This is a genomic window from Streptomyces sp. NPDC008317 (genome assembly GCF_042955955.1).
Lineage (GTDB): Bacteria > Actinomycetota > Actinomycetes > Streptomycetales > Streptomycetaceae > Actinacidiphila.
In genome coordinates this window covers 711,659-736,296 of sequence record NZ_JBIBFQ010000003.1, presented here as the reverse complement: position 1 = coordinate 736,296, position 24,638 = coordinate 711,659, and the positions used below count along the sequence as shown (strand labels likewise).

At 73.7% G+C, this 24,638-nt stretch carries 20 protein-coding genes; 14 read left to right on the top strand and 6 right to left on the bottom strand.

The genetic code is table 11. The features are described from left to right. Positions 1–17 precede the first annotated feature (17 nt). Positions 18–1,268 (bottom strand): nucleotide sugar dehydrogenase, encoded by a 1,251-nt coding sequence (locus ACFY9V_RS12770; protein WP_391161213.1) that lies wholly within the window; start codon positions 1,266–1,268, stop codon positions 18–20. Positions 1,269–1,632: 364 nt separating this feature from the next. On the opposite strand from ACFY9V_RS12770, the gene ACFY9V_RS12765 reads away from it, so the two are divergent. The 8 genes from ACFY9V_RS12765 to ACFY9V_RS12730 all read left to right on the top strand — a co-directional run bounded on the left by ACFY9V_RS12765 (position 1,633) and on the right by ACFY9V_RS12730 (position 10,876). Continuing rightward, entirely contained in the window at positions 1,633–2,139 is a 507-nt protein-coding gene (locus ACFY9V_RS12765; RefSeq protein ID WP_355333292.1) for a hypothetical protein, read from the top strand. A gap of 77 nt (positions 2,140–2,216) precedes the next feature. Then, positions 2,217–3,056: a methyltransferase gene (locus ACFY9V_RS12760; RefSeq protein WP_391161211.1), complete on the top strand. Its 840-nt coding sequence runs from the start codon at positions 2,217–2,219 to the stop codon at positions 3,054–3,056. Then, complete coding sequence (locus tag ACFY9V_RS12755) at positions 3,053–4,669, top strand: CoA transferase (RefSeq protein ID WP_391161209.1); 1,617 nt, start codon at positions 3,053–3,055, stop codon at positions 4,667–4,669. The genes ACFY9V_RS12760 and ACFY9V_RS12755 overlap by 4 nt, the downstream gene beginning before the upstream one ends. Continuing rightward, the gene (locus tag ACFY9V_RS12750; RefSeq protein WP_391161207.1) at positions 4,666–6,417 is read left to right on the top strand and encodes an AMP-binding protein; all 1,752 of its coding nucleotides are present in this window, start codon (positions 4,666–4,668) and stop codon (positions 6,415–6,417) included. Before ACFY9V_RS12755 ends, ACFY9V_RS12750 begins: the two co-directional genes overlap by 4 nt. A gap of 43 nt (positions 6,418–6,460) precedes the next feature. Beyond that, positions 6,461–7,504 carry a UbiA family prenyltransferase gene (locus tag ACFY9V_RS12745; protein WP_391048430.1) on the top strand — a complete coding sequence of 348 codons (1,044 nt, stop codon included), beginning with the start codon at positions 6,461–6,463 and terminating at the stop codon, positions 7,502–7,504. Next, on the top strand, positions 7,501–9,132 hold the full coding sequence (locus ACFY9V_RS12740) for an AMP-binding protein (protein WP_391161205.1): 1,632 nt from the start codon (positions 7,501–7,503) through the stop codon (positions 9,130–9,132). The genes ACFY9V_RS12745 and ACFY9V_RS12740 overlap by 4 nt, the downstream gene beginning before the upstream one ends. Continuing rightward, a complete protein-coding gene (locus ACFY9V_RS12735) occupies positions 9,123–10,508 on the top strand; it encodes an FAD-dependent oxidoreductase (protein WP_391161201.1) in 1,386 nt (461 codons plus the stop codon). The genes ACFY9V_RS12740 and ACFY9V_RS12735 overlap by 10 nt, the downstream gene beginning before the upstream one ends. 50 nt (positions 10,509–10,558) lie before the next feature. Beyond that, positions 10,559–10,876: a hypothetical protein gene (locus ACFY9V_RS12730; protein WP_391161198.1), complete on the top strand. Its 318-nt coding sequence runs from the start codon at positions 10,559–10,561 to the stop codon at positions 10,874–10,876. Positions 10,877–11,043: 167 nt separating this feature from the next. Here the strand turns inward: ACFY9V_RS12730 and ACFY9V_RS12725 are convergent, their stop codons facing one another. Continuing rightward, a complete protein-coding gene (locus tag ACFY9V_RS12725) occupies positions 11,044–12,054 on the bottom strand; it encodes an ABC transporter permease (RefSeq protein WP_391161390.1) in 1,011 nt (336 codons plus the stop codon). A gap of 362 nt (positions 12,055–12,416) precedes the next feature. Here ACFY9V_RS12725 and ACFY9V_RS12720 point away from each other — a divergent pair, with 362 nt between their 5' ends. Beyond that, on the top strand, positions 12,417–13,616 hold the full coding sequence (locus tag ACFY9V_RS12720) for an Ig-like domain-containing protein (protein ID WP_391161195.1): 1,200 nt from the start codon (positions 12,417–12,419) through the stop codon (positions 13,614–13,616). Between the two features lie 172 nt (positions 13,617–13,788). On the opposite strand, the gene ACFY9V_RS12715 is transcribed toward ACFY9V_RS12720, so the two are convergent. After that, positions 13,789–14,583: a DUF3152 domain-containing protein gene (locus ACFY9V_RS12715; RefSeq protein WP_391161389.1), complete on the bottom strand. Its 795-nt coding sequence runs from the start codon at positions 14,581–14,583 to the stop codon at positions 13,789–13,791. A gap of 285 nt (positions 14,584–14,868) precedes the next feature. On the opposite strand from ACFY9V_RS12715, the gene ACFY9V_RS12710 reads away from it, so the two are divergent. Genes ACFY9V_RS12710 through ACFY9V_RS12700 form a run of 3 tightly spaced genes read left to right on the top strand, consistent with a single transcriptional unit; the run spans position 14,869 to position 17,716 of the window. Then, on the top strand, positions 14,869–15,588 hold the full coding sequence (locus tag ACFY9V_RS12710; protein ID WP_391048419.1) for a response regulator: 720 nt from the start codon (positions 14,869–14,871) through the stop codon (positions 15,586–15,588). Beyond that, entirely contained in the window at positions 15,585–17,165 is a 1,581-nt protein-coding gene (locus tag ACFY9V_RS12705; RefSeq protein ID WP_391161192.1) for an ATP-binding protein, read from the top strand. Before ACFY9V_RS12710 ends, ACFY9V_RS12705 begins: the two co-directional genes overlap by 4 nt. Further along, complete coding sequence (locus ACFY9V_RS12700; RefSeq protein WP_391161190.1) at positions 17,162–17,716, top strand: hypothetical protein; 555 nt, start codon at positions 17,162–17,164, stop codon at positions 17,714–17,716. The genes ACFY9V_RS12705 and ACFY9V_RS12700 overlap by 4 nt, the downstream gene beginning before the upstream one ends. 135 nt (positions 17,717–17,851) lie before the next feature. Here ACFY9V_RS12700 and glpK read toward each other — a convergent pair whose 3' ends face one another. The 3 genes from glpK to fahA all read right to left on the bottom strand — a co-directional run bounded on the left by glpK (position 17,852) and on the right by fahA (position 21,860). Then, positions 17,852–19,369 (bottom strand): glycerol kinase GlpK, encoded by a 1,518-nt coding sequence (glpK, locus tag ACFY9V_RS12695; protein WP_355333263.1) that lies wholly within the window; start codon positions 19,367–19,369, stop codon positions 17,852–17,854. A gap of 141 nt (positions 19,370–19,510) precedes the next feature. Continuing rightward, positions 19,511–20,365, bottom strand: coding sequence for an MIP/aquaporin family protein (locus tag ACFY9V_RS12690; protein ID WP_355333260.1), 855 nt, complete (start codon positions 20,363–20,365; stop codon positions 19,511–19,513). A 256-nt stretch (positions 20,366–20,621) separates the two neighbouring features. Then, on the bottom strand, positions 20,622–21,860 hold the full coding sequence (fahA, locus tag ACFY9V_RS12685) for a fumarylacetoacetase (protein ID WP_391161187.1): 1,239 nt from the start codon (positions 21,858–21,860) through the stop codon (positions 20,622–20,624). Positions 21,861–22,167: 307 nt separating this feature from the next. On the opposite strand from fahA, the gene ACFY9V_RS12680 reads away from it, so the two are divergent. Together ACFY9V_RS12680 and ACFY9V_RS12675 are read left to right on the top strand one after the other, a co-directional pair. Then, on the top strand, positions 22,168–23,577 hold the full coding sequence (locus tag ACFY9V_RS12680) for an SDR family NAD(P)-dependent oxidoreductase (protein ID WP_355333601.1): 1,410 nt from the start codon (positions 22,168–22,170) through the stop codon (positions 23,575–23,577). Between the two features lie 835 nt (positions 23,578–24,412). Continuing rightward, positions 24,413–24,631 carry an MbtH family protein gene (locus tag ACFY9V_RS12675; RefSeq protein ID WP_188285961.1) on the top strand — a complete coding sequence of 73 codons (219 nt, stop codon included), beginning with the start codon at positions 24,413–24,415 and terminating at the stop codon, positions 24,629–24,631. Positions 24,632–24,638: the final 7 nt, after the last annotated feature.

Genomic DNA, 24,638 nt, shown 5'->3' with positions numbered 1-24,638 from the left:
CGGTCCGCCGACAGGCGCTAGAGCCGTACGACGCGCTCCCCTGACAGCCGGCCCGTCGTGTCGAAGAGCAGCCGGGCCGTCTTGGTGATCGCGCCCAGGTCGTAGGCGCGGTGGGCCTGGAGCAGGACGACCAGGTCCGCCTCGGCCGCGGCCGACAGCGCGTCGTCGTACCGCCGCAGCCGGGGGTCCGCCAGCGGCAGGTCCGCCGCGTGCGGGTCGTGCCAGCCGACCCGCGCGCCGAGGTCGAGCAGCCCGCTCGCCACCTCGAGCGCGGGCGACTCGCGCAGGTCGTCGGTGTCGGGCTTGTACGCGGCACCGAGCAGCGCGACGCGGGCACCGGGCAGTGGCACCCCGCGGTCCTGGAGCAACCGCGAGGCGCGCGCGACGACATGGCCGGGCATGACGCGGTTCGCGCGCAGGGCGGCCCGTACGACCTGGAACGCGTCGGCGGGCGCGCCTTGCAGCAGGTAGACCGGGTCGACCGGGATGCAGTGCCCGCCGACGCCGGGGCCGGGGCGGAACGACTGGAAGCCGAAGGGCTTCGTCGCCGCGCACGCCACCACGTCCCACACGTCCGCGCCCACGTCGTGGCAGTAGCGGGCGAATTCGTTGACCAGGGCGATGTTGACGCTGCGGTAGGTGTTCTCCAGCAGCTTCGCCAGCTCCGCCTCGCGCGTGCCGCGGGCCACGATCACCCGGTCCACGAAACGCTCGTACAGCGCCGCGCACTGCTTGGCGCACACCTGCGTCACCCCGGAGACCACCTTGGGCGTGTTGCCGATGCCGAAGAACTGGTTGGCCGGATCGACGCGTTCGGGGGAGTAGCCGAGGTGGAAGTCCCTCCCCGCAACCAGCCCCGACGCCTCCAGCAGCGGTCTGGCCAACTCCTCGGTGGTGCCGGGGAACGAGGTCGATTCGACGACGACCAGCGTTCCCGGCCGCAGATGCGCGGCGACCGTACGACAGGCGGCGGTGAGCGGGCCGAGGTCGGGGCCTCCTTCGCGGGTCAGACCGGTGGGGACGCAGATCGCGACGGCCTGGGCCCGCGCGAGCGGCGCGGGGTCGGTGTCGACGGCGAAACCGGCGGCGAGCATCCGGGTCACGTCCGCGTCGGTGACGTCACGGACCGGAGACCGCCCGCCGCGCAGCGCGGCGACGGTCGACGGCGCGATGTCGTATCCGGCCACCGCGAGCCCGGCGTCGGCGGCGGCGCGGGCGAGGGGAAGACCCACGTATCCCAGGCCCACCACCAGCAGATCGAAGGACATGACCGAGACTCCCCGGGGACGGTGGGCGCTGCGCGACGGGCGGTCCGGGAAGGCGCCCCGGGGCCCGCTCACCGCGATCTTGAACCAGTCCCCGGCCGGCCCGTGCGTGTGGCGGCCGGGCGGCGGTCATGAGGGTGAATTCTTCACCCTGTCGGCGCTGGTCCGGCCTTCGGGGGAGCCGGGAGCGGCCGGTGACGACCCGCGTCCGGCGCCGACGAGCAGCGGGCCGGGCCACGATCGGGCCATCGGGCTCCCCGCGACACGGCGACGGCGGCACATCCCGTAGTCATATGCGAACCTTCTTCCGATATGGTCCACTTCGTGCGAACCCGGACATTCGGTCCGGACCGTTCGAGGAGAGTTCATGACCCGTTTTGTCACGGCGAAGCGTGCCGCTGTCGCAGCCACCGCCACCGGCGCCGCAGCCCTCGCCCTGGTGGCCGGTTCCTCCGCCACCGCCACCGCGACCGCCACGCAGGTACGCGCCACCCCGCCGTCGCTGACGCTGGACTTCAGCGGCAACAACAGCGCGGGCGCCGCCGCCAGCACCGTGGGCGCGGGCTTCGGCGGCAGCGCCACGGTCAAGGACTCCTCCGGGAAGCCGGTCGGCACCGCCTACGACATGTGCGACAAGGACGCCATCTCCGCCAAGGAGGTGACCGCGTTCTGCCACGCGAACATCGTCTTCAACGGCGGTGACCAGGTCGCCCTCTCGGTGGTCTTCCCGATCCAGAACCCGCTCACCGCGACCTACCCGAAGTCCTTCGACGGCGTCGTCGTCGGCGGCACGGGCGCCTACAAGGGCCTCACCGGCGCGGCCCACTTCACCAACACCGCGCTCGCGGTCTACACCGTGAGCTGGGACGCCTGAGGGATCTGAAGTCCTTTCCGGTGGGCCGCCGTCCGGACGGCGGCCCACCGCCACCCCGCCCACGCACCGGAGAGTCCATGCTAGCCGCGAGTCCCGGCACGACCACCGCCACGGCGGCGACGGCCGACCGCCCCGAAGGCGACTACGCCTTCGACAACGACAGCCCGTACGCCACCGAGCAGCACCGCTGCCTGGCCGCCGCGCACGACGCGATCACCACCGCGCGGCTGGCGGAGACCGGCGTCGGCCCCGGCTGGGACTGCCTGGAGGCGGGAGCGGGCGGCGGCAGCGTCGCCCTGTGGCTGGCCGACCGCACCGCGCCCGGCGGCAGCGTGCTGGCCACCGACATCAAGCCCGAGCACATCCCCGCCCGCCCCGGTCTCGAACAGCGCCGCCACGACATCGTGCGCGACCCGCTCCCCGACGCGGCCTTCGACCTCGTCCACTCCCGCCTGGTGCTCACCCACCTGCCCCAGCGGCGGGCCGTGCTCGGCCGGCTGCTGGGCGCCCTGCGGCCCGGCGGGCACCTCCAGTTGGAGGAGTTCGACATCGACTACGCGCCGGTGCTCCTCGCCCCCGACGAGCGCACCCGCGCGGGCTACGAGGCGTTCCGGGCCGCCAAGGGCCGCGTGCTGCGGGCCGCGGGGGCCGACCCCGCGTGGGGCCGCACCTGCGCCGCCGACCTGCGGGCCGCCGGATTCACCGACATCGAACCCGTACCGCACCTCGTGCCCTGGACGGCGGACTCCCCGGGCCTGCGGCTGCAACTGCACCACACCTACCACCTGCGGGACGCGCTCCTGGAGCACGGGATGACGGAGGACGAACTGCTCGCGGCGCGCGACGCGATGCGCCACCCGGACTTCCGCGCCGCCTCCTGCGTCCTGTACTGCGTACAGGCGAGGCGACCGGAGTGACGGCCACCACGGCCGGCCCCCGTACCACCGCGGCGCCGCGTATCGGCACGGCGCCGGTTTCCGCGCGCGGCGGCGCGCCCGCCACGGCCGTCCGGCTCGCCGTCGCCCACCTGCGGGCGCTCGGCTGCGGTACCGAGCACGGCAGGTCGGGAGCGTTCACCGCGCACTACGGCCGGGTCCGCGCGCGCTGCGAGGTGAGCTGGGCCGGGCCCGTGGACCTCCCGCTGACCAGCGAGGCCGACGTACAGGCCGCGTGCGGTCTGACGCAGGTGCACGGCCGCCGCTACGGTGCACCGACCCCGCTCGGCGTCGACTACGCCTCCTGCGTCGCGGGCGCGCTCGCCGCCACCGGCACCCTCGCCGCGCTGGCCGCCGGGCCCGCCGACGACGGCGGCGAGATCCGCGTCACCACCTCGGTCGCCCAGGCGGCGCTGCTCTCGGTCGGCCAGTACCTGGCCGCCGCGACCGCGGCCGACGACTGGCCGGAACGCCACGCCCCCGGCGGCCCGCCCTTCGCCGCCGCCGACGGCGTCCGGTTCGAACTGGAGACCCTGGACCCCGAGGCGTGGCGCGGCTTCTGGTCCGCGCTCGGCGTGGACCGCGCGGACGCCGCACGCGGCTGGCTCCCCTTCCAGCAGCGGTACGCCACCGCGGTCTGCCCGCTCCCGCCCGCCCTCCACGAGGCCGTCGCCCGGCTGCCCTTCCCCGAACTCGGCCGCCTCGCCGACGCGATCGGCGTGGATCTGACCCCGGTCGCCGCGGGGCCGCCCCCGTGGGCGGACGGCGACGAGCGGCCCTGGCGGCTGCGCCCCACCGGCCCGCCGGCCGCGCCGCAGGCCGCGCCCGGCACCGGGGCGCCGCTGGACGGGGTGACCGTCGTCGAGGTGTGCCGCCGCGTCCAGGGCCCGCTCGCCGGGCACCTGCTGCGGCTGCTCGGCGCGCGCGTCGTCCGCGTCGAGCCGCCGGGCGGCGACCCGATGCGGGGCATGCCGCCCATGGCGGGCGGCACATCGGCCCGCTTCACGGCCCTGAACGACGGCAAGGAGACGGTGGAGGCGGATCTCACCACCGCGTCCGGGCGCGCCGCGGTCCGCGAACTCCTCGCGGGGGCCGAGGTGTTCCTGCACAGCCTGGCCCCCGGCAAGGACCGGCGGTCCGGGCTCGACGCCGACACCCTGACCGCCCACCGCCCCGGCCTGGTGCACGCCGCCGCCTCCGGCTGGGGCGACGCGCGCGGCTCCCGGCCTCCCGTCGGCACCGACTTCCCCGTACAGGCGTGGACGGGCCTCGCCGCCCTGGTCACCCCGCCGGGACTGCCGCCGACACCGTCCCTGCTCACCCTCACCGACGTGCTCGGCGGCGTGATCTGCGCGGAAGGCGCCGTCGCGGGTCTGCTCGCGGCCCGGCGGACCGGGCGCGGACAGGCCGTCACCTCCTCGCTGCTGTCCGCCGCCCGGCTGCTGTGCGGGCCGCGGTTCCGCTCGGCTCCCGCGCGGACGACGGTCCCCGACCGCGCCGACCTGACCGACCTCGCGGCGGACCCCCGCCTCGCGCCCGCCCTCGACCGCGACCTGTGCACGCGGGCCGCAAACCCCTGGGAGTTCCACCGATGACCACTCCGGTGGAGACGCCGACCGACGCGACACCTCCCGTACGGGCGGCGGCCGGACGCACCTGGCGGTCCCGCAACGGCCTCGTGCTGCGCGACACGGTCCCGGCCCCGCTGCGGCGGCGCTGGGCCCGGCGCGAGGAGTGTCCCGACACGGGGCTGTACGCGGCCTTCGCCGAGCACGTACGCGACCACGGCGACCGGACAGCCGTACGCACTCCCGGCCTCGCGCTGACCTACCGCGAACTCGACCTGCGGGTACGCGGGATGGCGTCGGCGCTGGGCGCGCTCGGCGCGGGCCCCGGCGATGTGGTCGGCATCCGGCTGAACGGCGGCTGGCCCGCGCTGGCCACAGACCTCGCCGTCGCCGCCGTCGGCGCGGTCGCCCTTCCCTGGCCCACGGGGCAGGGCACCCGCGAGAGCCACGCCCTGCTGGAGCTGTCCCGCGCCCGCTACATGGTGAGCGACACCCCACTGGACCACCGGCACGGCCCCCTCCCGTACCTGGAACGCCTCACCACGGTCGGGGAACTCCTCTACGGCGACCCCGACGGATGCGTCCCCGCCGTCGTGGACCCCGAGGACCCGGCCCGCGTCCTGGTCTCCTCGGGCTCCGAGGCCGCGCCCAAGATGACCGCCTACAGCCACAACGCGCTGCTCGGCGGACGCGGCAGTTACGTGGACGCGGTGCTGCGCGGCGGCGGCGCCGGACACGACACGGCCACCCGCACCGGCCAGGACACGCCAGGCGGCGACCCCGGCACCGGCGAAAGCGCCGAGGACGGCGGCCCGGCCGCGCTCGTCCTCGTCCCGCTCGCCTCCTCCTTCGGCTCCTTCGGACTGGTCGCCCTCGCCCGCTGCGGCGCGACCCTCCACCTGCTGGACCGCTTCGACCCCGGCGCCGCCCTGCGCGCCGTCACCGACTGGCGGCCCACCCACGTCGTCGCCGTACCCACCATGCTGGGCCGGATCGCCGACCACCCCACCGTGCCCGGCGAGGACCTGGGCTCGCTGCGGGCCGTCGTCTCCAGCGGCGCCCCGCTCACCTCCACCGTCCTCGCCGCCGCGCTGCGCCGCTTCGGCCGCCCGGTCACCAACGTCTACGGGTCGAGCGACGGCGTGAACTGCCGTATCACCTGGACCGGTTCTGACGGCGACGTCCGCCGCGTCGGACACCCGGACCCGCGCGTCACCGACCTGCGCGTCTGCGGCGCCGACGACCGGCCGCTGCCCGCGGGGCACAGCGGCGAGATCCAGGCCCGCGGCCCGATGAGCCCGCTGGCCTACGTCGGCGCGCCCGACCTCGACCTGCGCTACCGCACCGACGACGGCTGGATCAGGACCGGTGACCTCGGGGTCTTCGACGCCGACGGTTCGCTGCGCGTCCTGGACCGGATCAGGCAGACCGTGATCCGCGGCGGCTGGACGATCAGCCCCGCCGAGGTCGAGGAGGAGCTGCACACCCACCCGCACGTCGCCGAGGCCGCCTGCGTACCCGTCCCCGACCCGGATCTCGGCGAGCGGCTGTGCGCCTTCCTGGTCCAGCGCCCGGGCACGGAGCCGTTGACCGTCGCGGCGCTGTCCGCGTATCTGACCGGCGAGCGCGGTCTGGCCCGGCGCAAGCTGCCCGAACTCGTGCTGCACCTGGACCGGTTGCCGCTCGGGGCCACCGGCAAGGTCTGCCGCCGCACCCTCGCCGCCGCGGCCCTCGCCCGCCCGCCAGAAGACCCGGTACGCGCCCCCCGGCGCTGAGCAGCGCCTGAGCCACACCGCACCGCAGGAGGAGCACCCGCCCATGGAACCCGCGCCCGTACTCGACACCGCGGCCAGGCCCCCCGTCGGCGCCGTTCCCGCCGCCGACACCTCGCCGATCGCGCCCGGCAGTTGGCGCGCCTACGCCAAGCTGGCCAAGCTGGACATCCTCGACTACTACCTGAGCATCCCGCTGGCCGCCGCGATGCTCGTCCCGTTCGGCGTCGTCACCGGGGCCGGGCTCGTCACCGGGGCCGGGCTCCGACCCGAGACCACGGGACGCGCCGCGCTCGTGCTGGTCCTTTTCTTCCTGGGCGAACTGACCATGGTGGCCGGGATGGTCGCCTTCGACGACGTGACCGGCTACCGCGACGGCAGCGACGCGGCCAACTACGGCCCCGACGCCGCCGCCCGCCGCCTCGCCCGTAAACCGCTGGTCGCCGGGACGCTCACCGAGCGGCAGGCGATCCGGTTCGGCTGGGCGGCGGTCGCGCTGTGCGCGCTGTTCTGGGGCGCGGCCGTCCTCGCCGCTCCCGCCCGGCCGCTGTGGGCGGTGCTCGGCACGGCGGCCTGCGCGCTCTTCGGGTTCCAGTACTCCTGGTGGCTGAAGTTCAGCTACCGCGGCGGCCAGGAGATCTTCCTGGCCGCGCTCGGCTGGGGCTATGTGCTGCCGCTCTTCGGCCTGCTGAACGGCGGCGCACCCGGCTTCGTCGTCGTGCAGGCGCTGATCTTCGGGCTCGGCCCCGTCCTGTTCGGCGTCTACTCCAACATCAACGACCGGGACGGGGACCACGCGGTCGGGCGGCTGACCGTGGCCGCCGTCGCCTCCGAGCGCGGCAACTCCGCCTTCATCGCCGGGGTTTCCGGGCTGGAGGCCCTGCTGATCGTCGTCCCCGCCGCCGCCGGGATCGCGCCGTGGTGGTTCCCGCCGCTCATGTCGCCCGTCCTCGTGCTGCGCGCCCGCCAGTGGGTACGCGGCAATCGGCGCGGTGACGTCCTGGGGGCCCGCACCCGCGGCATCCGGCTGCACCGCCTCGCCACCGCGCTGATGATCGCGGCCGACCTGCTGCTGGCGGTGACCCGGTGACCAAGCCCCTCGACCCCGGCATCGTCTTCGACGCGCTCGCCCGCCGCGGCTCGCCGACCGTCGTCCACCTCAGCCGCCCCCTCGACCTCGCGCCCCAGGAGGGCACCCGGTGGACGGTGCCCCAACTGGCCGGCCTGGTACGGGACACCGCCGCCCGGCTCGCCGCGGCGGGAGCGGGTCCCGGCGACCACGTGGCCGTCGTCAAGCGCAACCACTGGGACTACGTCCTGCTCGCCTGCGCCGCCGTCCGGATCGGCGCCGTCCCCGCGCTGCTCTCCGACCACCTCGCCCCCGAGGTGCTCGACACCCTGCTCGAACGGCTGCGCCCCGCCGTCCTGGTCACCCAGACGCACCTGCTGCGCACGGCCGCCAGAGCCGATGTCGAGCTGGCGCGCCACAGCGCGTGCACGCTGACCCTGGACAGCGCGAGCCTGCACGACTCGGTACCGGACGACACCCGGCCGCCCCAGCCGGTCCGCTCCTTCCACGACCTGCCCGCACGGCCGCTCGCCCCGATCCACCGCCGCGGTGACGGCGAGCCGCTGGCCGTGCACCACACCTCGGGGACCACCGGCGTGCCCAAGCTGGTCGTCCACTCCACCACGACGCTCATCCGGCGGCTCGCCGGATTCGAGGCCAGGCGCTGGCCCGTGGTCACCCCGCGCGCCGGCGACACCGTCGCCAGCGCCATCTCCTTCGCGCACGGCCGCGCGCTCGCCTGGACCGTCAGCGCGCTGTGGCACCAGCCCCGCGAGGCCGTGATCGTCGCCGACTCCGATCCCGACGCGGCCCGCCGCACCCTGACCGCGCACCCGCCCACCGTCCTGGAAGCGCTGCCCTCCACGTATGTGCGCTGGCAGCGCCTGGCCGCCGAGCCCGACAGTCCCTTCCGGGACGTACGCATGTACATCTCCACCTTCGACGCCGTCCACCCGCCGACCGTGCGGGTCTTCCTCGACGCCAGCCGGCGCGCCCGGCCGCTGTGGATGCAGGGCTGGGGCCAGACCGAGACCGGGCCGCTCACCTTCCGCTTCCTCACCCGAGGGGCGCTGGCCCGGCGCGCGGAGCGCCACCCCACCACCCGCGACCTCGGCCGCCCGGTCCCCGGCTGGGTCGGCCTGCGGGTGGTGGACCCGCGGACCTTCCAACCCGTGCCGCGCGGACAGGTCGGCCTCGTCCTCACCCGGACCAAGGCCCGCTGCCTCGGCTACCTCGGCGAACAGGACCGCTGGGACGAGAAGGCGCACGGGCCCTGGTTCAACACCGGAGACCTCGCAGTCCGCACGCGCGGCGGCTCGCTGATCCTGCTGGACCGGGAGGTCGACATGATCCCGGGGCTGAGCTGCGTGGAACTGGAGGACGTCCTGCACGACCGGCTGCCCGAGGTCGAGGAGGCCGTCGTCCTCGGCGTCGTGGACCGCGACCCGCAGACCGTCCTGGTCGTCAACGCGCCCATCGACCCGGCCCGTTGGCGGCACGCCGTACGCGACCTGCCCGCGCTCGCCGAACCCCTCACGGTGGACTGGGACGCCGTCCCGCGCACCGCCACCGGCAAGGTCCGCCGCCACGAGCTGCGCGACCGCTACCTCGCCGGCACCGCCACCCACGGAACCGGGAGATGGACGTGACGGACCTCGACGTCGCGGTCGTAGGCGGCGGCATCGGCGGCCTCGCCGCCGCCTACCGGCTGCAACGGGCGGGCCGGTCCGTGCGGGTCTTCGAGGCCGCCCCGCGCGTCGGCGGACGCATGGCCAGTTCCCTCGTCGACGGCTGCCTCGTCGACGAGGGAGCGGAGACCATCGCCACCCGCGGCTACCAGGCCACCTGGCGCCTCATCGACGAACTCGCCGTGCCGCCCGCACACCTCACCCCGGTGCGGGCCGGATTCGCCCTCTGGCACGAGGGCCGCGCCCACGCCCGGCTCGGCCACCCGGCGGGGCTGCTCACCGGCGCGGGCATGTCCTGGCGCGGGCGGCTGGACTGGCTGCGCTTCACCGCCCGACTGCTGCGCCGCCGCGGGGACTTCGACGCCGACCGGCCCGAACTCGCGCCGCCCGGCACGGCCACCCTCGCCGAGTACGCCCGCGCCTACCACCCCGACGTGCACGACCGCCTGCTCCAGCCGCTGTCGGGCCACTGCTTCGGCTGGCACTCGGAACGCTCGGCCGCCGCCCCCATGCTCGCCACGCTGCTCGCGGTCGGCGGCGCCGGAGCCCGCTGGACCACCTACACCACCGGCATGGACACCCTCCCGCGCGCCCTGGCCGAACGGGTCCCCGTACAACTCGGCAGCTCGGTCACGGCCGTTGAGCGGGCCGGCGCGGACGAGGCACGGCTGCACCTCGCCGACGGCGGGATCTTGACGGCGCGTCAGATCCTGATGGCCGTACCGGCACCGGTCGCGCTGTCCCTCTACGCCGACCCGTCGCCCGACGAACGCGCCTATCTGGCGGCCTGTTCCTTCACCCCCATGCTCAAGGCCGTCTGCCTCCTCGACCGACCGCTGCCCAGCCCGACCCGCGCCCCCAGCTACGCCCTGTCCGTTCCCGCGACCGAGAGCCGGATCTGCGGCGGGCTGCTCCTCGACCACCTCAAGGCCGAGGGGCGCGTCCCGCCGGGCCGCGGGATGGTCAGCCTCTTCGCCTCGCCCGCGATCGGCCCCCGCCTGCTGGACGCCGACGACGCCGAGGTCACCCGTACGCTCGTCGGCGAGGCAGAACGCTTTCTGCCGGGGCTCGGCGAGGCCACCACCCGCACGCTCGTGCACCGCTTCCGGTACGGCCTGCCCGAAGCCACCCCCGCCGCGCTGGGCCTGCGCGCGGCCTTCGCCGCCCGGCCCGCGGGGCCCGTCGACTACGTCGGCGACTGGACTCTCCTGCGGCCCAGCAGCGAGGGCGCGGTCCGCTCGGCGGAACTGGCCGCGCGACGCGTCGCCGCGCGCACGGCCCACCCCTCTCGTCCGAAGCGCGCGGTGAGCCCGGCACCCACCGGCCGACCCGCGTGATTCGGCGCACATGTCCCACCCGCGAATCACGTGCACTGGAGGCACCTGTCATGCGTCGAAGCACCACCATGATCGCGATGGCCGCGGCGGCCGTCGTCGGCCTCGCGGCCACTCCCGCCCAGGCCGCCACCGGCCAGGTCGTCGTCTTCTCCGTCGAGGGCCAGCCGCTGAAGGTCTACCAGGACCCCACCGGCTGTCAGCGACTCCCGTTGACGGCGCATGTGCTGGACAACCTCACCGACCAGCCGGTCAAGGTCTTCGCCGACCCCTTCTGCACGGTCCCGGCGACCCTTCCCACCACCGGCGTCGGCGTCCTTCCGGCCGGCTTCGGCACTCACGTCACCGGAGTCGGCAGCTTCTCCGCCTGACCACCGGTCGCGGCACGCGCGCCCGCCGTACCACCGCCGTCGGGGTGCGGTGGTACGGCGGGGCGGCCGGCCCGGTCAGGGTGTGAGGCGGTTCGGCCCCCGGAACAGGAACATGGCCCCGCGGAGCGAGTCCGGGCCGAGCATCGCCATGAGGACGCGGCCGAGGGTCAGACCGTCGCCGGGAGGGGCATGGGGGTGGGGCGGCGACGGTCGCGCAGGGCGGCGGACAGCACCGACACGACGATGCCGCCGAAGGCCCAGGCGCCCAGGATCCACAGGGACCTGGTGATGTCGTGCCCGTCGAAGTAGACGGTGTTGCGGACCACGGTCGTCCCGGCGCCCGGCGGCAGGATCTGGCCGATGGCCCGCCAGAAGGGCGGCAGGAGAGCGGCCGGATAGACCCCGCCGGAGCTGGGATTGCCCAGGACGGTGAAGATCAGGATGGTCAGGCCGAGGCCGATGGTGCCCGCCACCGACTGGAGGGCGACGCCCACCGCGCCCGAGGCGAACACGATCAGGGTGCCGATGCCGACCAGGTCCCAGAAGGCGCCGGGCAGGCAGTGCAGGACGGGACCGACGATCACCGCGCCGCCGATGCCGGAGACGAAGGCGTAGGGCAGCATCGCGGTCAGCCGCACCAGGACGCGGCGCAGGGTGGGGCGCGCCGACCCGGCCGCCATGTTCAGCGCGGACGCGGCCAGATAGCCGCCGATCGTCCAGCTCAGGACGAGGTAGAAGGACGACAGGCCGCGCGAGTCGCCCTTCACCGGCGGGCGGATGTCGCGTACGACGACCTCACGGTGCTGCGCCTGTCCCGCCAGCCGCACGACCTGGGTCGCCGCGTCCGAAGCGGAGGGGCCGCCCGCGGACGCGACCAGGACGGTGTCCGTCGTCCCGCGCGGGTCGACGACGACGGCGGCGTCGGTGCGCCGGTCCAGCAGCCGGGCCCTGGCCTCGGCGCGGTCGGCGACCGCGACGGCGTGCACCGGCTCACCGGGAAGGGCGTTGAGCCGGGCCACCGCGTCCCGCGCCGCGGCCTGCGGTGCGACCACGACGATCGGCACCCGGTGGGGCTTGGGCGAGTGGAAGGCGCCCATGTAGGACAGCGCGAAGCCCAGTTGCAGCAGGAGCACGCCCAGCACGACCAGGACGGCCCTGAATGTGATCGCGTCCCGCAACTCCTCCACGATGCCGTGCCTGCCCGGCCTGTCGAGTACGACCCGACTGCTCCCCGTGCCCGTCAACGCTGTCCGCCCTTCTGGTACGCCGGGGCCATGAGCCCGGCCGAAGTCGTCAAATCCTCGGCTCCGCGTCGGCGTCCGTCGCCGGGGCGCGCCCACGGCGCCCGTCCCGGCAACCCGTTCGGCGTACGCCCGACCGCCGCCTAAGGGTTGGGTATCAGTCATGCGGCACCTGCAACCGCTGGGGCGGTCGTACTCTCCTATAGTGCGACCGGCGAGATGGGGAGACTCGATTGATCACGGCAACGGCGGTTGACACCGCCGCTCAGGGCTCGCCTAAGCGGCGGGTGGCGAAGGGGATGTTGGCGTTGGCGCTCGGCGCCGTCCTGCTGGGGGCGACCGCCTGCAGCGGGAGCGCGGGCGCGTCGACCGACAAGGGAAAGCAGGACGGCAAGGGTTCGGCGTCGGGCGGTGCCACGACGACGCCTGCCTCGCAGGTGGCGCTGAGCATCGTGCCCAAGGACGGCGCGACCGGGGTGGACACCACGGGCGCGCTCAAGATCACGGCTGCCAAGGGCAAGTTGGTGAAGATCGCGGTGACCGACGCGGCCGGCCACCGGCCGGTCGACGGCGCGATATCGGCGGACGGCACCAGTTGGAAGCCGTCCGGGATTCTGCGCACCGCGACCAAGTACACCGTGAACGCGGAGGCGGTGGACTCGGCCGGGCGCAGCACCGTACAGCAGTCGTCGTTCACCACGCTGAAGCCCCAGGCCGTCAACTACGGCGTGTTCAACGTGGATCCGGGCTCGACGTACGGCGTGGGCATGGAGGTGTCGATCCGCTTCAACAAGCCGGTCGCCGACCAGGCCGCGACGCACAAGGGGATCACCGTCACGGCGGACCCGCAGGTGCCCGTCGAGGGCCACTGGTTCGGCAATCAGCGGATCGACTTCCGGCCGGAGAGGTACTGGGCGCCCGGCACCAAGGTCACGCTGCACATGAACCTCAACGGTGTGCAGATGTCGCCCGGTGTCTACGGCCAGCAGTCGAAGGACGTGAGCTTCACCATCGGCCGCTCGCAGACCTCGGTGGCCGACAACACCGCGAAGACGCTGAAGATCTACCGGGGCGGGAAGCTGTACAAGACGTACCCGGCGAGCCTCGGTGACCCCCAGCACACCACGTACAACGGCAAGATGGTGATCGAGGAGAAGGACCCGGTGGTGGACATGGACTCCCGCACCGTGGGCCTCGGCAACTCGTACCACATCAAGGACGTGCCGCACGGCATGCGGCTGTCCGACTCGGGGACCTTCGCGCACGGCAACTACTGGCGCCCGGTGTCGGTGTTCGGACACGAGAACACCAGCCACGGCTGCGTGGGCCTGCACGACGTGAAGGGCGGCGGCGACCCGGACACCCCGGCCGCCTGGTTCTACAGCCACTCGCTCATCGGTGACGTCGTCGAGGTCGTGCACTCGCCCGACAAGGTCATCGACCCGAGCAACGGCATCAACGGCTGGAACATGTCCTGGGCCACCTGGGTGGCCAACTGACCCTCGGACCACGGCCCCCGACCGTCCGGACACGCGTCCCGGGCGGCCCGGGGAACGGGTCCCGGGCGGTTGACGAACGGGTCCCGGGTGGTTGACGAATGGATCGCGGCCCCGGAACGCTCAGGCGTTCCGGGGCCGTTCCGCGCGGGACACACCGGTGCGGACATCGATGTCAGGGCATCGGCGGTCCCGCCAGATACGTGCCGTGCGCGTCGTACGGCCACGCGTTCGCCACACAGCCGTGCAGTCCGTCGATCTGCTGCATCATCGCGGGCGCCGGACGCCCGGCGCCGGGACACCCCTCGTGGCCGTGCCCGATGCGGTGGCCCACCTCGTGGTTGACGATCAGGGCGCGGTACTCGTGGAGCGGCCCGGGGAACTGCGGCGAACCGGTCCGCCAGCGCTTGAGGTTCACCACCACCTGGTCGCCGACATCGCAGTTGACCTCGCCACGGGTGTGCAGCCCGGCCGCCCCGCAGATCCGGTCCACGGTGTCCGGGCTGGCGATCTTCACCTCGAAGTCGTATTGGCCGCCGGAGACGAGCTGGAAGGCGTCGTCGCCGTCGGCGATCCAGCTCCGCCGGTCGCCGAGGATGCTCTCGATCTCGCGCGCCGCGTCGGCGGCTCTGACGCCCGTGCCCTGCTCGACCTGCACCTTGTAGCGGCGCAGCGTGCCGGTGCCGACCGACGTCCCCGACGCCTGGGCGGTGTCGAAGACGCCGTTGCCTCCGGTGCCGGACGACGGCGCGGATGACGGTGCGGATGGCGGCGCGGATGGCGGCGCGGACGCGGGCGCCCGCCCGGCGGGTGACGTGGAAGGCGCCGCCGGCGTCCTCGCCGGTTCGGTGGCGGCGGGCGGCGAACCCGCCGTAGCCCCGTCCGCCGCGTGGTCGCCCTTCCCGCCCTTCCCGTCCTTCCCGCCGTGCGCGGCGACCAGCAGCGCCCCGGCCACCCCGACCGCCGCCAGCGTGCCGAGCGTGTACGTCGTCCGCCGTCACCTGCGCCGCCGTAGGGTCGCCAGGGAACGCCGCGTACGGGCGCCGCCGCCCCCCGCCCGCCCCGCCGATTTCCGTTTCTTCTCCCGGTGCATGGCCGTTCACACTGCGGTCCGCGTGTGATGGCCCCTGGCCCGGAAGATCACGAAAGCGTAACCACGGCGGCGGACGGCCGCTGTATGACCCCTTCGTAACAGCTGCCCGGCCGAGCCCCTCTCACGGCCCTGCCCGCCCGGACCTCACGCATACTGACCTGCATGCCCCGCGTTCTGCTCGTCGAAGACGACCCCGCGGTCCGCAAGGGCGTGCAGCTGGCCCTGCGCCACCAGGGACACGACGTCCTCGCCGCCGCGACCGGTGAGGAGGGCCTGAGCCACCTGCGCCCCTTCCGGCCCGACGTCGTCGTGCTCGACCTCATGCTCCCCGGCATCGCCGGACTCGACGTCTGCCGTCGCATACGCGAGCACGACCAGGTCCCGATCATCATCGTGACCGCGCGCGGCGACGACGTGGACGTGGTGGTCGGCCTGGAGGCCGGAGCGGACGACTACGTGGTCAAGCCGGTACAGGCCCGCGTCCTCGAAGCCCGCATACGCGCGGTGCTGCGCCGGATCGCCGCACCCGGCGCCGACGGCACCAGGCCCCGGCAGGAGTCGCACGGCGACCTGTCCATCGACCGCGCCGGGCTGCGGGTCTCCCTGCGCGGCGAGCCCGTACCGCTGGCCCCCTCGGAACTGCGGCTGCTGCTGACCCTGTCGGCCTCGCCGGGACAGGTGCTCAGCCGCCAGCAACTCCTGGAAGCGGTCTGGGAGCACAGCTACCACGGCGACATCCGGCTGGTCGACGCCTGCGTGAAGCGGCTGCGCGGCAAGCTCGGCGGCGGACCGGGCGCCGGGTCCGGCTACATCGAGACCGTACGGGGCTTCGGCTACCGCTTCCGCGCGCCGTACGCGCGGCCGCTCCAGCCGACCCCATGAGGTCCGCCGTCTCCAGGGCCCTGCTCGCGCTGCGCGGGCTGCGCACCCGACTGGTGGTCGCCTTCGTGCTGGTCGCGGTCGTCAGCGCGCTGAGCACCGGGGCCCTCGCCTTCAGGGAGGCGCGGACCGGCGTGCTCCAGCAGAGCCAGGACGCGGTCATCCGGCAGTTCCGCGACAGCGTCGACGCGCTGGCCCCCGCGATCCCCGCGGAGCCCGACCAGGCGGCGATGGACTCGCTGGTCACCCAGGTCGCGAGGGCCCACCAGTCGCAGCGCTGGCAGGTCCTTGCCACGTACGGGGAGCGCCGCGCCGGATCCGCGCCGGAGAACGCCTTCGAGCGGCTGACCCCCGAACTCCTCGGGTCGGTGCGCGACCAGGCCGCCGCGGTCTTCCAACGGGTGAGCACCGACGACGGCCCGGTCCTCGTCGTCGGCCTGCCGGTCGCGTACCGCGCCGCCGAGAACCAGTCGCTGACGCTCTCCGGCCTCGTCATGTACCTGATCGTGCCGCAGGACACCGAGCAGGCGTACGTCCAGGCCATGATCACCGCCATCAAGGACGCCGCGCTGTGGGCCGTGGTCCTCGCGGTCGTCCTGGCGCTCTTCGCCGCGCGCGGCGTGCTGCGCCCGGTACGCGCCCTGCGCCGCGCGACCCGGCGGATGGCGGAGGGCCACCTCGACGTACGGCTGGCCGTCAACGGCTCCGACGAACTCGCCGACCTCTCCCGGTCCTTCAACGACACGGCCGCCGCCCTGGAGCGCTCGGTGACCGAACTGCGGCGGCTGGAGGCGCAGGCCCGGCGGTTCGTCGCCGACGTCTCGCACGAACTGCGCACACCGCTGGCCGCGATGTCCTCGGTCACCGACGTGCTGGACGAGGGAGCGGGCCGCCTCGACCCCGAGACGGCCACCGCGGTCGGCCTGATCAGCGAGGAGACGGTACGGCTCGCCCGGCTCGTGGAGGACCTGATGGAGGTGTCGCGCTTCGACGCGGGCGCCGCGCGGCTCAACCTGGACGAGATCGACCTGGCCGAGTCGGTGCGCCGCACCCTCGTCTCGCGCGGCTGGCTGGCGGAGGTCGACACCCGGCTGCCCGCGCCCGGCGCCCTGCGCGCCCGCGTCGACCCGCGCCGCCTGGACGTGGTGGTGGCCAACCTCGTCGGCAACGCGCTGCGGCACGGCGCGCCGCCCGTGGTGCTGTCCCTGAACGCGGTCGGCGGGCGGTCCGCCGGGGGAGCGTGGGCGGTGATCGAGGTACGGGACGCCGGTCCCGGCATCCCGGAGGCGGCCCTGCCGCACATCTTCGAGCGCTTCTACAAGGCGGACACCTCGCGCACCCGCAGTGAGAGCAGCGGCCTCGGCCTGGCCATCACGGCCGAGAACGTACGGCTGCACGGCGGCCGGATCACCGCCCGCAACGCGGACGGCGGCGGCTCCGTCCTCACCGTCGAACTGCCGCTGCGCCGCGACTCGGCCGCGGGCACCGCCGACGCCGGGGACCGCGCCGGTTCCGTCGGTTCTGCCGCTTCTGCCGCTTCCGCTGATTCCGCCGCCTTCGGAAGCGAGGACGTCCGATGAGGCGCGCCGCCGGTCCGCTGGCCTGCCTGGCGTCCGCCGCCGCGCTCACGGCCTGCGGCGTCCCGCCGACCAGCGTCATCCAGGCCGGGGAGCCCGCGGTGGGCATGACCCCCGGCGTCAGCGTCTACTTCCTCTCCGACGACACCTTGCGGGCGGTTCCCCGCCGCGCGCCCGACGGCGCCGGTCCGGTCGTCGCGCTGCGGCTGCTGTTCGCGGGCCCCGGCGACGCCGACCCGACGACGCTCACCACGCGACTGCCGTCCCTGCCGCACCCGCCCGTGATCGCCTTCGACGGCGTCACCACCGTCGTGCGCCTGCCCGCGGGCGTCGACCGCCTCTCGCCGCTGGCCATGGACCAGGTGGTGTGCACGGTGGCGGCCAATCCGGGCGGCCCGCGGCGCACCGCGCCGCCCGGCGGGGCCAGCGCCGTCCCCACCGCCGTCCCCGACGTCCCGACCGCCGGGACCCCGCGGTCGGCGTCGCCCAGCCCCGACGTCCGCGTCATCGGCGCGGGCTGGGCGCTGTCCCGGCTCGTGGAGAGCTGCCCGTAGCGACCGGCGGGCGACCGTACCGCCCGCTGGGCCGGTACGTCGGGGCCGCGGACACGCGGACGCCCCGCCGGTCGTGGGACCGGCGGGGCGTACGGGGGACGGCTGCGGAGAGCCGGGGGCCGCCCGGGCGCCGGACTACTCGACGTCGACCCAGTCCAGGGTCCGGTCCACGGCCTTCTTCCAGCCCTTGTAGCCCGTGGCGCGCTGCTCCTCGCTCCACTGGGGCTCCCAGCGGCGCGACTCGTGCCAGTGCTCGCGCAGCTCGTCGGTGTCGCGCCAGAAGCCGGTGGCGAGACCGGCCGCGTAGGCCGCGCCCAGCGCGGTGGTCTCGGCGACCACCGGACGGCTGACCGGGACGCCCAGGACGTCGGCCTGGGTCTGCATGCACAGGTCGTTGGCCGTGACACCGCCGTCGACCTTGAGCACGTCCAGGTGCACACCGGAGTCCTGCTCCATCGCCTCGACCACGTCGCGGCTCTGGTAGCACATGGACTCCAGCGTGGCCCGCGCCAGGTGGCCGTTGGTGTGGAAGCGTGCGAGGCCGACGATGGCGCCGCGCGCGTCGGACCGCCAGTACGGCGCGAACAGCCCGGAGAAGGCGGGCACGAAGTAGATCCCGTCGCTGCTCTCGACGGTCTTCGCCAGCCGCTCGCTCTCCGCGGCCTCGCTGATCAGGTGCATCTGGTCGCGCAGCCACTGCACCGCGGAACCGGTCACCGCGATGGAGCCCTCCAGCGCGTACACCGCCGGGGCGTCACCGAACTTGTACGCCACGGTCGTCAGCAGGCCGTGCTCGGAGCGGACCGCCTCCGTACCAGTGTTGAGCAGCAGGAAGTTACCGGTGCCGTAGGTGTTCTTCGCCTCGCCCGGCGCGAAGCAGACCTGGCCGACGGTGGCCGCCTGCTGGTCGCCGAGCACACCCGTGATGGGGATCGGCGCGCTCAGCGGGCGCGAGGTGCGGGTGGTGCCGAACGCCTCGGGGTGCGACGACGCGTGGATCGTCGGCAGCATCGCGCGCGGGATGTTGAAGATGCCGAGCAGCTCCTCGTCCCAGTCCAGCGTCTCCAGGTCCATCAGCATCGTGCGGCTGGCGTTGGTGACGTCGGTGGCGTGGATGCCGCCGTTCGGACCGCCGGTGAGGTTCCACAGGATCCAGGAGTCCGTGGTGCCGAACAGCGCGTGCCCCTGCTCGGCGGCCTGGCGGACCCCGTCGACGTTCTCCAGGATCCACTTGATCTTGCCGCCGGAGAAGTACGTCGCGGGCGGCAGGCCCGCCCGGCGCCGGATCAGGTCGCCGTGGCCGTCGCGCTCCAGCGCCTTGGCGATCGAGTCGGTCCTGGTGTCCTGCCAGACGATCGCGTTGCCGTACGGGCGACCGGTGCGCGGGTCCCAGACGACGGTGGTCTCACGCTGGTTGGTGATGCCGATCGCCGCGAGGTCGGAGGCCGAGATACCGGCCGACCGCACCGCGTTCTGGATCGCGACGTTGGTCCGCTCCCAGATCTCCACCGGGTCGTGCTCCACCCAGCCCGGCTTCGGCAGGTACTGGGTGTGCTCCAACTGGTGCTTGGCCACTTCGTTTCCGTCGTGGTCGAAGATCATGAAGCGGCTGCTGGTGGTTCCCTGATCCACCGCGCCGACGAAGTCCGCCATGGGTGCTTCCTGCCTTTCGTGGGTGTACCGGACCGCGGTGTACGTGACCGCGGTGTGCGTGACCGCCGTCCGCACGGCCGCCGTGTACGTGACCCCCGCGTACGGACCGCGGGGGTGTACGGACCTCGTGGACCGGCGGGCTCAGACCTCGGCAGCGGGCTCGGAGGCGGGGGCGCGTCCCGGGGGCTCCGGCGGGGCCTCGGGCAGGAAGCGGCCGACGAAGATCTTGTAGATCGCGCCGCCGAGGACGCCGCCGATCAGCGGTCCGACGATCGGCACCCAGAAGTAGAGATTCCCCCACTGGTCGCGCCACGCCGTGCTGTAGCCCGTGATGTAGCTGGCCAGCCGCGGGCCGAGGTCACGCGCCGGGTTGATCGCGTAACCGGCGTTGGCGCCGTACGCCATGCCGATCGCGACCACGATCAGGCCGACGATGAACGGGCCGAGATTCGCGCGGGGCGCGGTGTTGAGCACATCGGTGACCGCGAGGATCAGGATCAGCAGGATCGCCGTGCCGATCACCTGGTCGCGGAAGGCGCCCCACTCGTGGACACCGGCCGTCAGCGAGCCGTTGCCCGGCAGGGTGGCGAAGACCGTCTGCGTCTTGATGGTGTGTCCCGGGTCGGCGTGGCCCAGGATCTCGGAGTAGTTCCAGCGCACCAGCAGCGCGGCGACGAAGGCGCCCGCGGTCTGCGCCAGCGCGTAGGGCGCGACCTTCTTCCAGTCGAAGCCCTTGAACACCGCCAGGGTCAGCGTCACCGCCGGGTTGAGGTGCGCGCCGCTGAGTCGCGCGGCGACATAGACACCGAGGGTGACGCCGAGCCCCCAGGCCCAGGCGATGCTGTCATGGTCGCCGAGACCGCCCTTCGGATCGGTCAGCGCGCCGCCGCCGACGACTTGGGCCACGACGCCGACACCGATCAGAATGAGGATCATCGTCCCGACGAACTCCGCCGACAGTTCGCCCAGAAGTCCTGAGCGTGCACGTGTCGCCATGGATTCCCGCTTCCCGCCGGCCGCCGTATGGACCGGCTGTAGCTCGTCCCGCTCTTGGCCATGCGTCTTCTGCTCTCCGCATGCTCCTTCACACGGAAGCACGTGTGAACCGGCTGTGCCGGATGGGATTGCGCCGTACGGGGGAGAGTGATGGGAGAGGTGAGGCGAACACGGGAGTGGCGGCACCGGAAGCGGCGACCGGTCTGTTAGAGGCGCGGCCGGTCCGGTGGCGCGGTCCGCTGAAGGCGGGTGTGTGTCAGGGACGGGCGGGCTCGACGCGGCCGACGACCTCGCCGAGGCCGATCCGCGTACCGCCGGGGCCGGGCGCGGTGGCGCTGATCACCACCTCGTCGCCGTCCTCCAGGAACGACCGACGCGTCCCGTCCGGCAGCTCCAGCGGCTCCTCGCCGTTCCAGGCCAGCTCCATCAGCGCGCCCCTGGTCTCCCTGTCGGGACCGCTGACCGTGCCCGAGGCGAAGAAGTCCCCGGTCCGCAGGCTCGCGCCGTTCACCGTCATGTGCGCCAGCATCTGCGCGTACGTCCAGTACATGGCGGCGAACGGCGGCCGGGACACCAGATGCCCGTTGAGCCGTACCTCCAGGGCGATGTCGAGGCCGTACGGCGGTCGCGCCGCGCGGTCGTCGAGATACGGCAGCGGCTCGGTGTCGCGGACCGGCGGGTCGGTACGGGCCTGCGCGAGCGCGGCCAGCGGCACCACCCACGGCGACACCGACGTGGCGAAGGACTTGCCGAGGAAGGGGCCGAGCGGGACGTACTCCCACGCCTGGAGGTCGCGCGCCGACCAGTCGTTGACCAGGCACACCCCGAAGACGTGCGCGTCCGCGTCGGCCAGCGCCACCCGGCCGCCGAGCGGCGAGGGCGCGCCCACCACGAAGCCCAACTCCGCCTCGATGTCCAGCTTCCGCGAGGGGCCGAAGTCCGGCGCCGGATCGGCCGCCGCCTTGCGCTGCCCGCACGGCCTGACCACCGGCGTGCCGGAGACCACGACGGTGCCCGCCCGTCCGTGGTAACCGATCGGCAGATGCTTCCAGTTCGGGGTCAGCGGCTCGGACCCCGGCCGGAAGATCCGGCCGATGTTCGCGGCGTGGTGCTCCGAGGCGTAGAAGTCCACGTAGTCCGCCACCTCGAACGGCAGGCGCATCGTCAGCTCCGCGCGCGGCAGCAGGCACGGCTCGACGGCGTCGGCGTAGGTGTCCTCGGTCAGCCACGCGGTCAGCGCCGCCCTGACCCGCGTCCACAGCGGACGGCCCGCGGCCAGCAGCGGGTTGAGCGAGTCCGCGCCGAGCGCGGCGGCCAGATCGGCGGGAGCCCCGGCCGCCCGCGCGGCGGCCCCCGCGTCCAGTACGTGATCGCCGTACGCCACCCCGATCCGCCGCGCGGCGGGCTCGTCGGCGGTGCTGAACACCCCGTACGGCAGATTGCGCACCCCGAAGGGCGCGTCGTACGGGACGGCGAGCGGGCTGCTGGCGCTCAACGGACCTCCAGGTGCGGCTCCTGCGCGGCGGAAACGACCCGAGGGTACCGCCGGGTCCTGCGGCCGGGTTTGGAGCTGCTACCGGTGCAAACGTAAAGTTCGGCCGGGGCGGGGCACGCGGGGGCATCGCATGGGCACATACGGAGAGAGCAGCGGCGGGATGACGGCGACAACGCAGGACCTTCACGGCCACGGGGCCTACGAGGAACCGATCGGTGATGCCGAGGACACGGACGGCGCGGAGGCCGTGGACGCTGCGGAGGCCGTGGAGGGCTTCGCCGACGTGCCCGGCATCGATCCCGCGCGGATGGCGGTCTGCCTCGCCGTACTCGGCGAGCTCGACACGCTGCCCGTCGACCACCCCGACGCCATCGCCGTACGCCGGGCCACCGCGGGCATCTACCGGTCGGTGAAGCAGCGCCGCCGTCAGGAGCGCCGGGCCGCCAAGACCGCCAACGACAAGGCCGTCACCGAGGCCACCGCGACCGGCGCCGCCGACCGGATCGACGACGAGACCCTCGGCATCCAGCTCACCACCTCCGTCAGCACGGAGATCGCGGGCATCCTGGAGCGGCCCCGCTCCTGCTACGTCTGCAAGACCCGCTACGTCGAGGTCGACGCCTTCTACCACCAGCTCTGCCCGTCGTGCGCCGCCGAGAACCGGGCCCGCCGCGACGCGCGCACCGACCTCACCGGGCGCCGCGCGCTGCTCACCGGCGGACGCGCCAAGATCGGCATGTACATCGCGCTGCGGCTGCTCCGCGACGGCGCGCACACGACGATCACCACCCGCTTCCCCAACGACGCCGTCCGCCGCTTCAAGGCCATGCCCGACAGCGACGAGTGGATCCACCGGCTCAAGATCGTCGGCATCGACCTGCGCGACCCCGCCCAGGTCGTCGCCCTCGCCGACTCGGTCGCGGCGGCGGGCCCGCTCGACATCCTGATCAACAACGCCGCCCAGACCGTACGCCGTTCCCCGGACGCCTACCGCGAGCTGGTCGCCGCCGAGTCCGCGCCGCTGCCCGCGGGCGAACTGCCCGCCTCCGAGGTCTTCGGCGCCTTCGGCAGCGGCGCGCAGACCGCGGCCGCCCTCCCGGCCCCGCGCCGCGAGGACGCCCTCACCGCGCAGGACGTCACCGGCCTCGCGCTCGTCAGCGGCTCCGCCTCGCTCGCCAGGATCGAAGCGGGCACCGCCATCGACGCGGGCGGGCTCGTGCCCGACCTCGACCCCACCAACACCTGGGTGCAGACCGTCGGCGAGGTCGACCCCGTCGAACTCCTCGAAGTCCAGCTCTGCAACGTCACCGCGCCGTTCGTCCTCGTCAGCCGGCTCAGGCCCGCCATGGCCGCCGCCGCGGCGCGCCGCAAGTACGTCGTCAACGTCTCCGCCATGGAGGGGCAGTTCAGCCGCGGCTACAAGGGCCCCGGCCACCCCCACACCAACATGGCCAAGGCCGCGCTCAACATGCTCACCCGCACCAGCGCCCAGGAGATGCTCGACACCGACGGCATCCTCATGACCGCCGTCGACACCGGCTGGATCACCGACGAACGGCCCCACCCCGACAAGGTCCGGCTCGCCGCCGAGGGCTTCCACGCCCCCCTCGACCTCGTCGACGGCGCCGCCCGTGTCTACGACCCCGTCGTCCGGGGCGAACGCGGCGAGGATCTGTACGGCTGCTTCCTGAAGGACTACGCCCCCTCCGCCTGGTGACACCGCGCGGGCGGTGACGCTCATCCGCTGCCGCTGCCGCTGCCGCTGCCGCTGCCGCTGCTGCCGTTGCCGCCGACGACCCATCGGACCGGACCGGGCCGCACCGGGCCGTCCGGCCGGTCCGGCGGTCACGCGTCGCCGCGCGTACCAGGAATGCTGAGCAGTCCGCCTACGCGCGTCCGCGTCGCCGTACGCGCAAGGTCGTAGATCTCAGCTCCCACGCCCCTCACGCGCCCCTCCCGTGCCCCGAGTGCAACCGGCGCGCGGGGGGCGCGCGGCACCCGGCGCCCGCACGGCGCATTTCCTGGCGCGCACCTGTGACGTGCGAATTCCCCGCGGAGCGGAATCACCGAATCCGGTGGCCTATGCCAGCCGCTCTTGCCGAATAATCCGTGATGCCGCCGGGTCGATTACCGATGTACGGATTTGGCCATTAACGAGCGCCGCCGATTCCGCGCCGTCGTTTCGGGCGCCAAGGCGGCGAGCTTTACGTGATGCGATGCCCTGGCATTTATCTACGGCCCGGCCGGTCCGCTCCGCCACCGTCGAAGAAGGCGCAGTTCGGGGCGGGGTGCACCCGGTAATCGAAAGTATGTCCGTCGCCGCCGGGGCCTATATACCCCGGTTCTTCGATCTGAATCAGGTGAGGAGGAAGTTCGTACCCCCAACAGGTGAAACCGGCCAATCGTCGGCCTCCCGGCAGTCTTTCCGTCCGAAGAAGTCGGCTGTTGTACTCTGACGATGATGCGAATAGGGACAGGGCTGTGCCGCCCCGCGCTTTACCGGGGCCCGTACGGCGAGAAGAAACGGAAAACTGAGGGAAGGTGGAGCGGCCATGGTTAATCCTTTCGACGACGACTCGGCTCGGTTCGTCGTATTGGTGAACGACGAGGGACAGCACTCCCTGTGGCCCGCACATCTCGACCAACCCGGCGGCTGGCACGCGGACGGCCCGGAGAGATCCCGTCAGGAGTGCCTGGACGCGATCGAGAAGTCCTGGATCGACATGCGGCCCACGAGCCTGGTGCGCGCGATGGAGGCGGACGTCCGGTAGGCGGAAT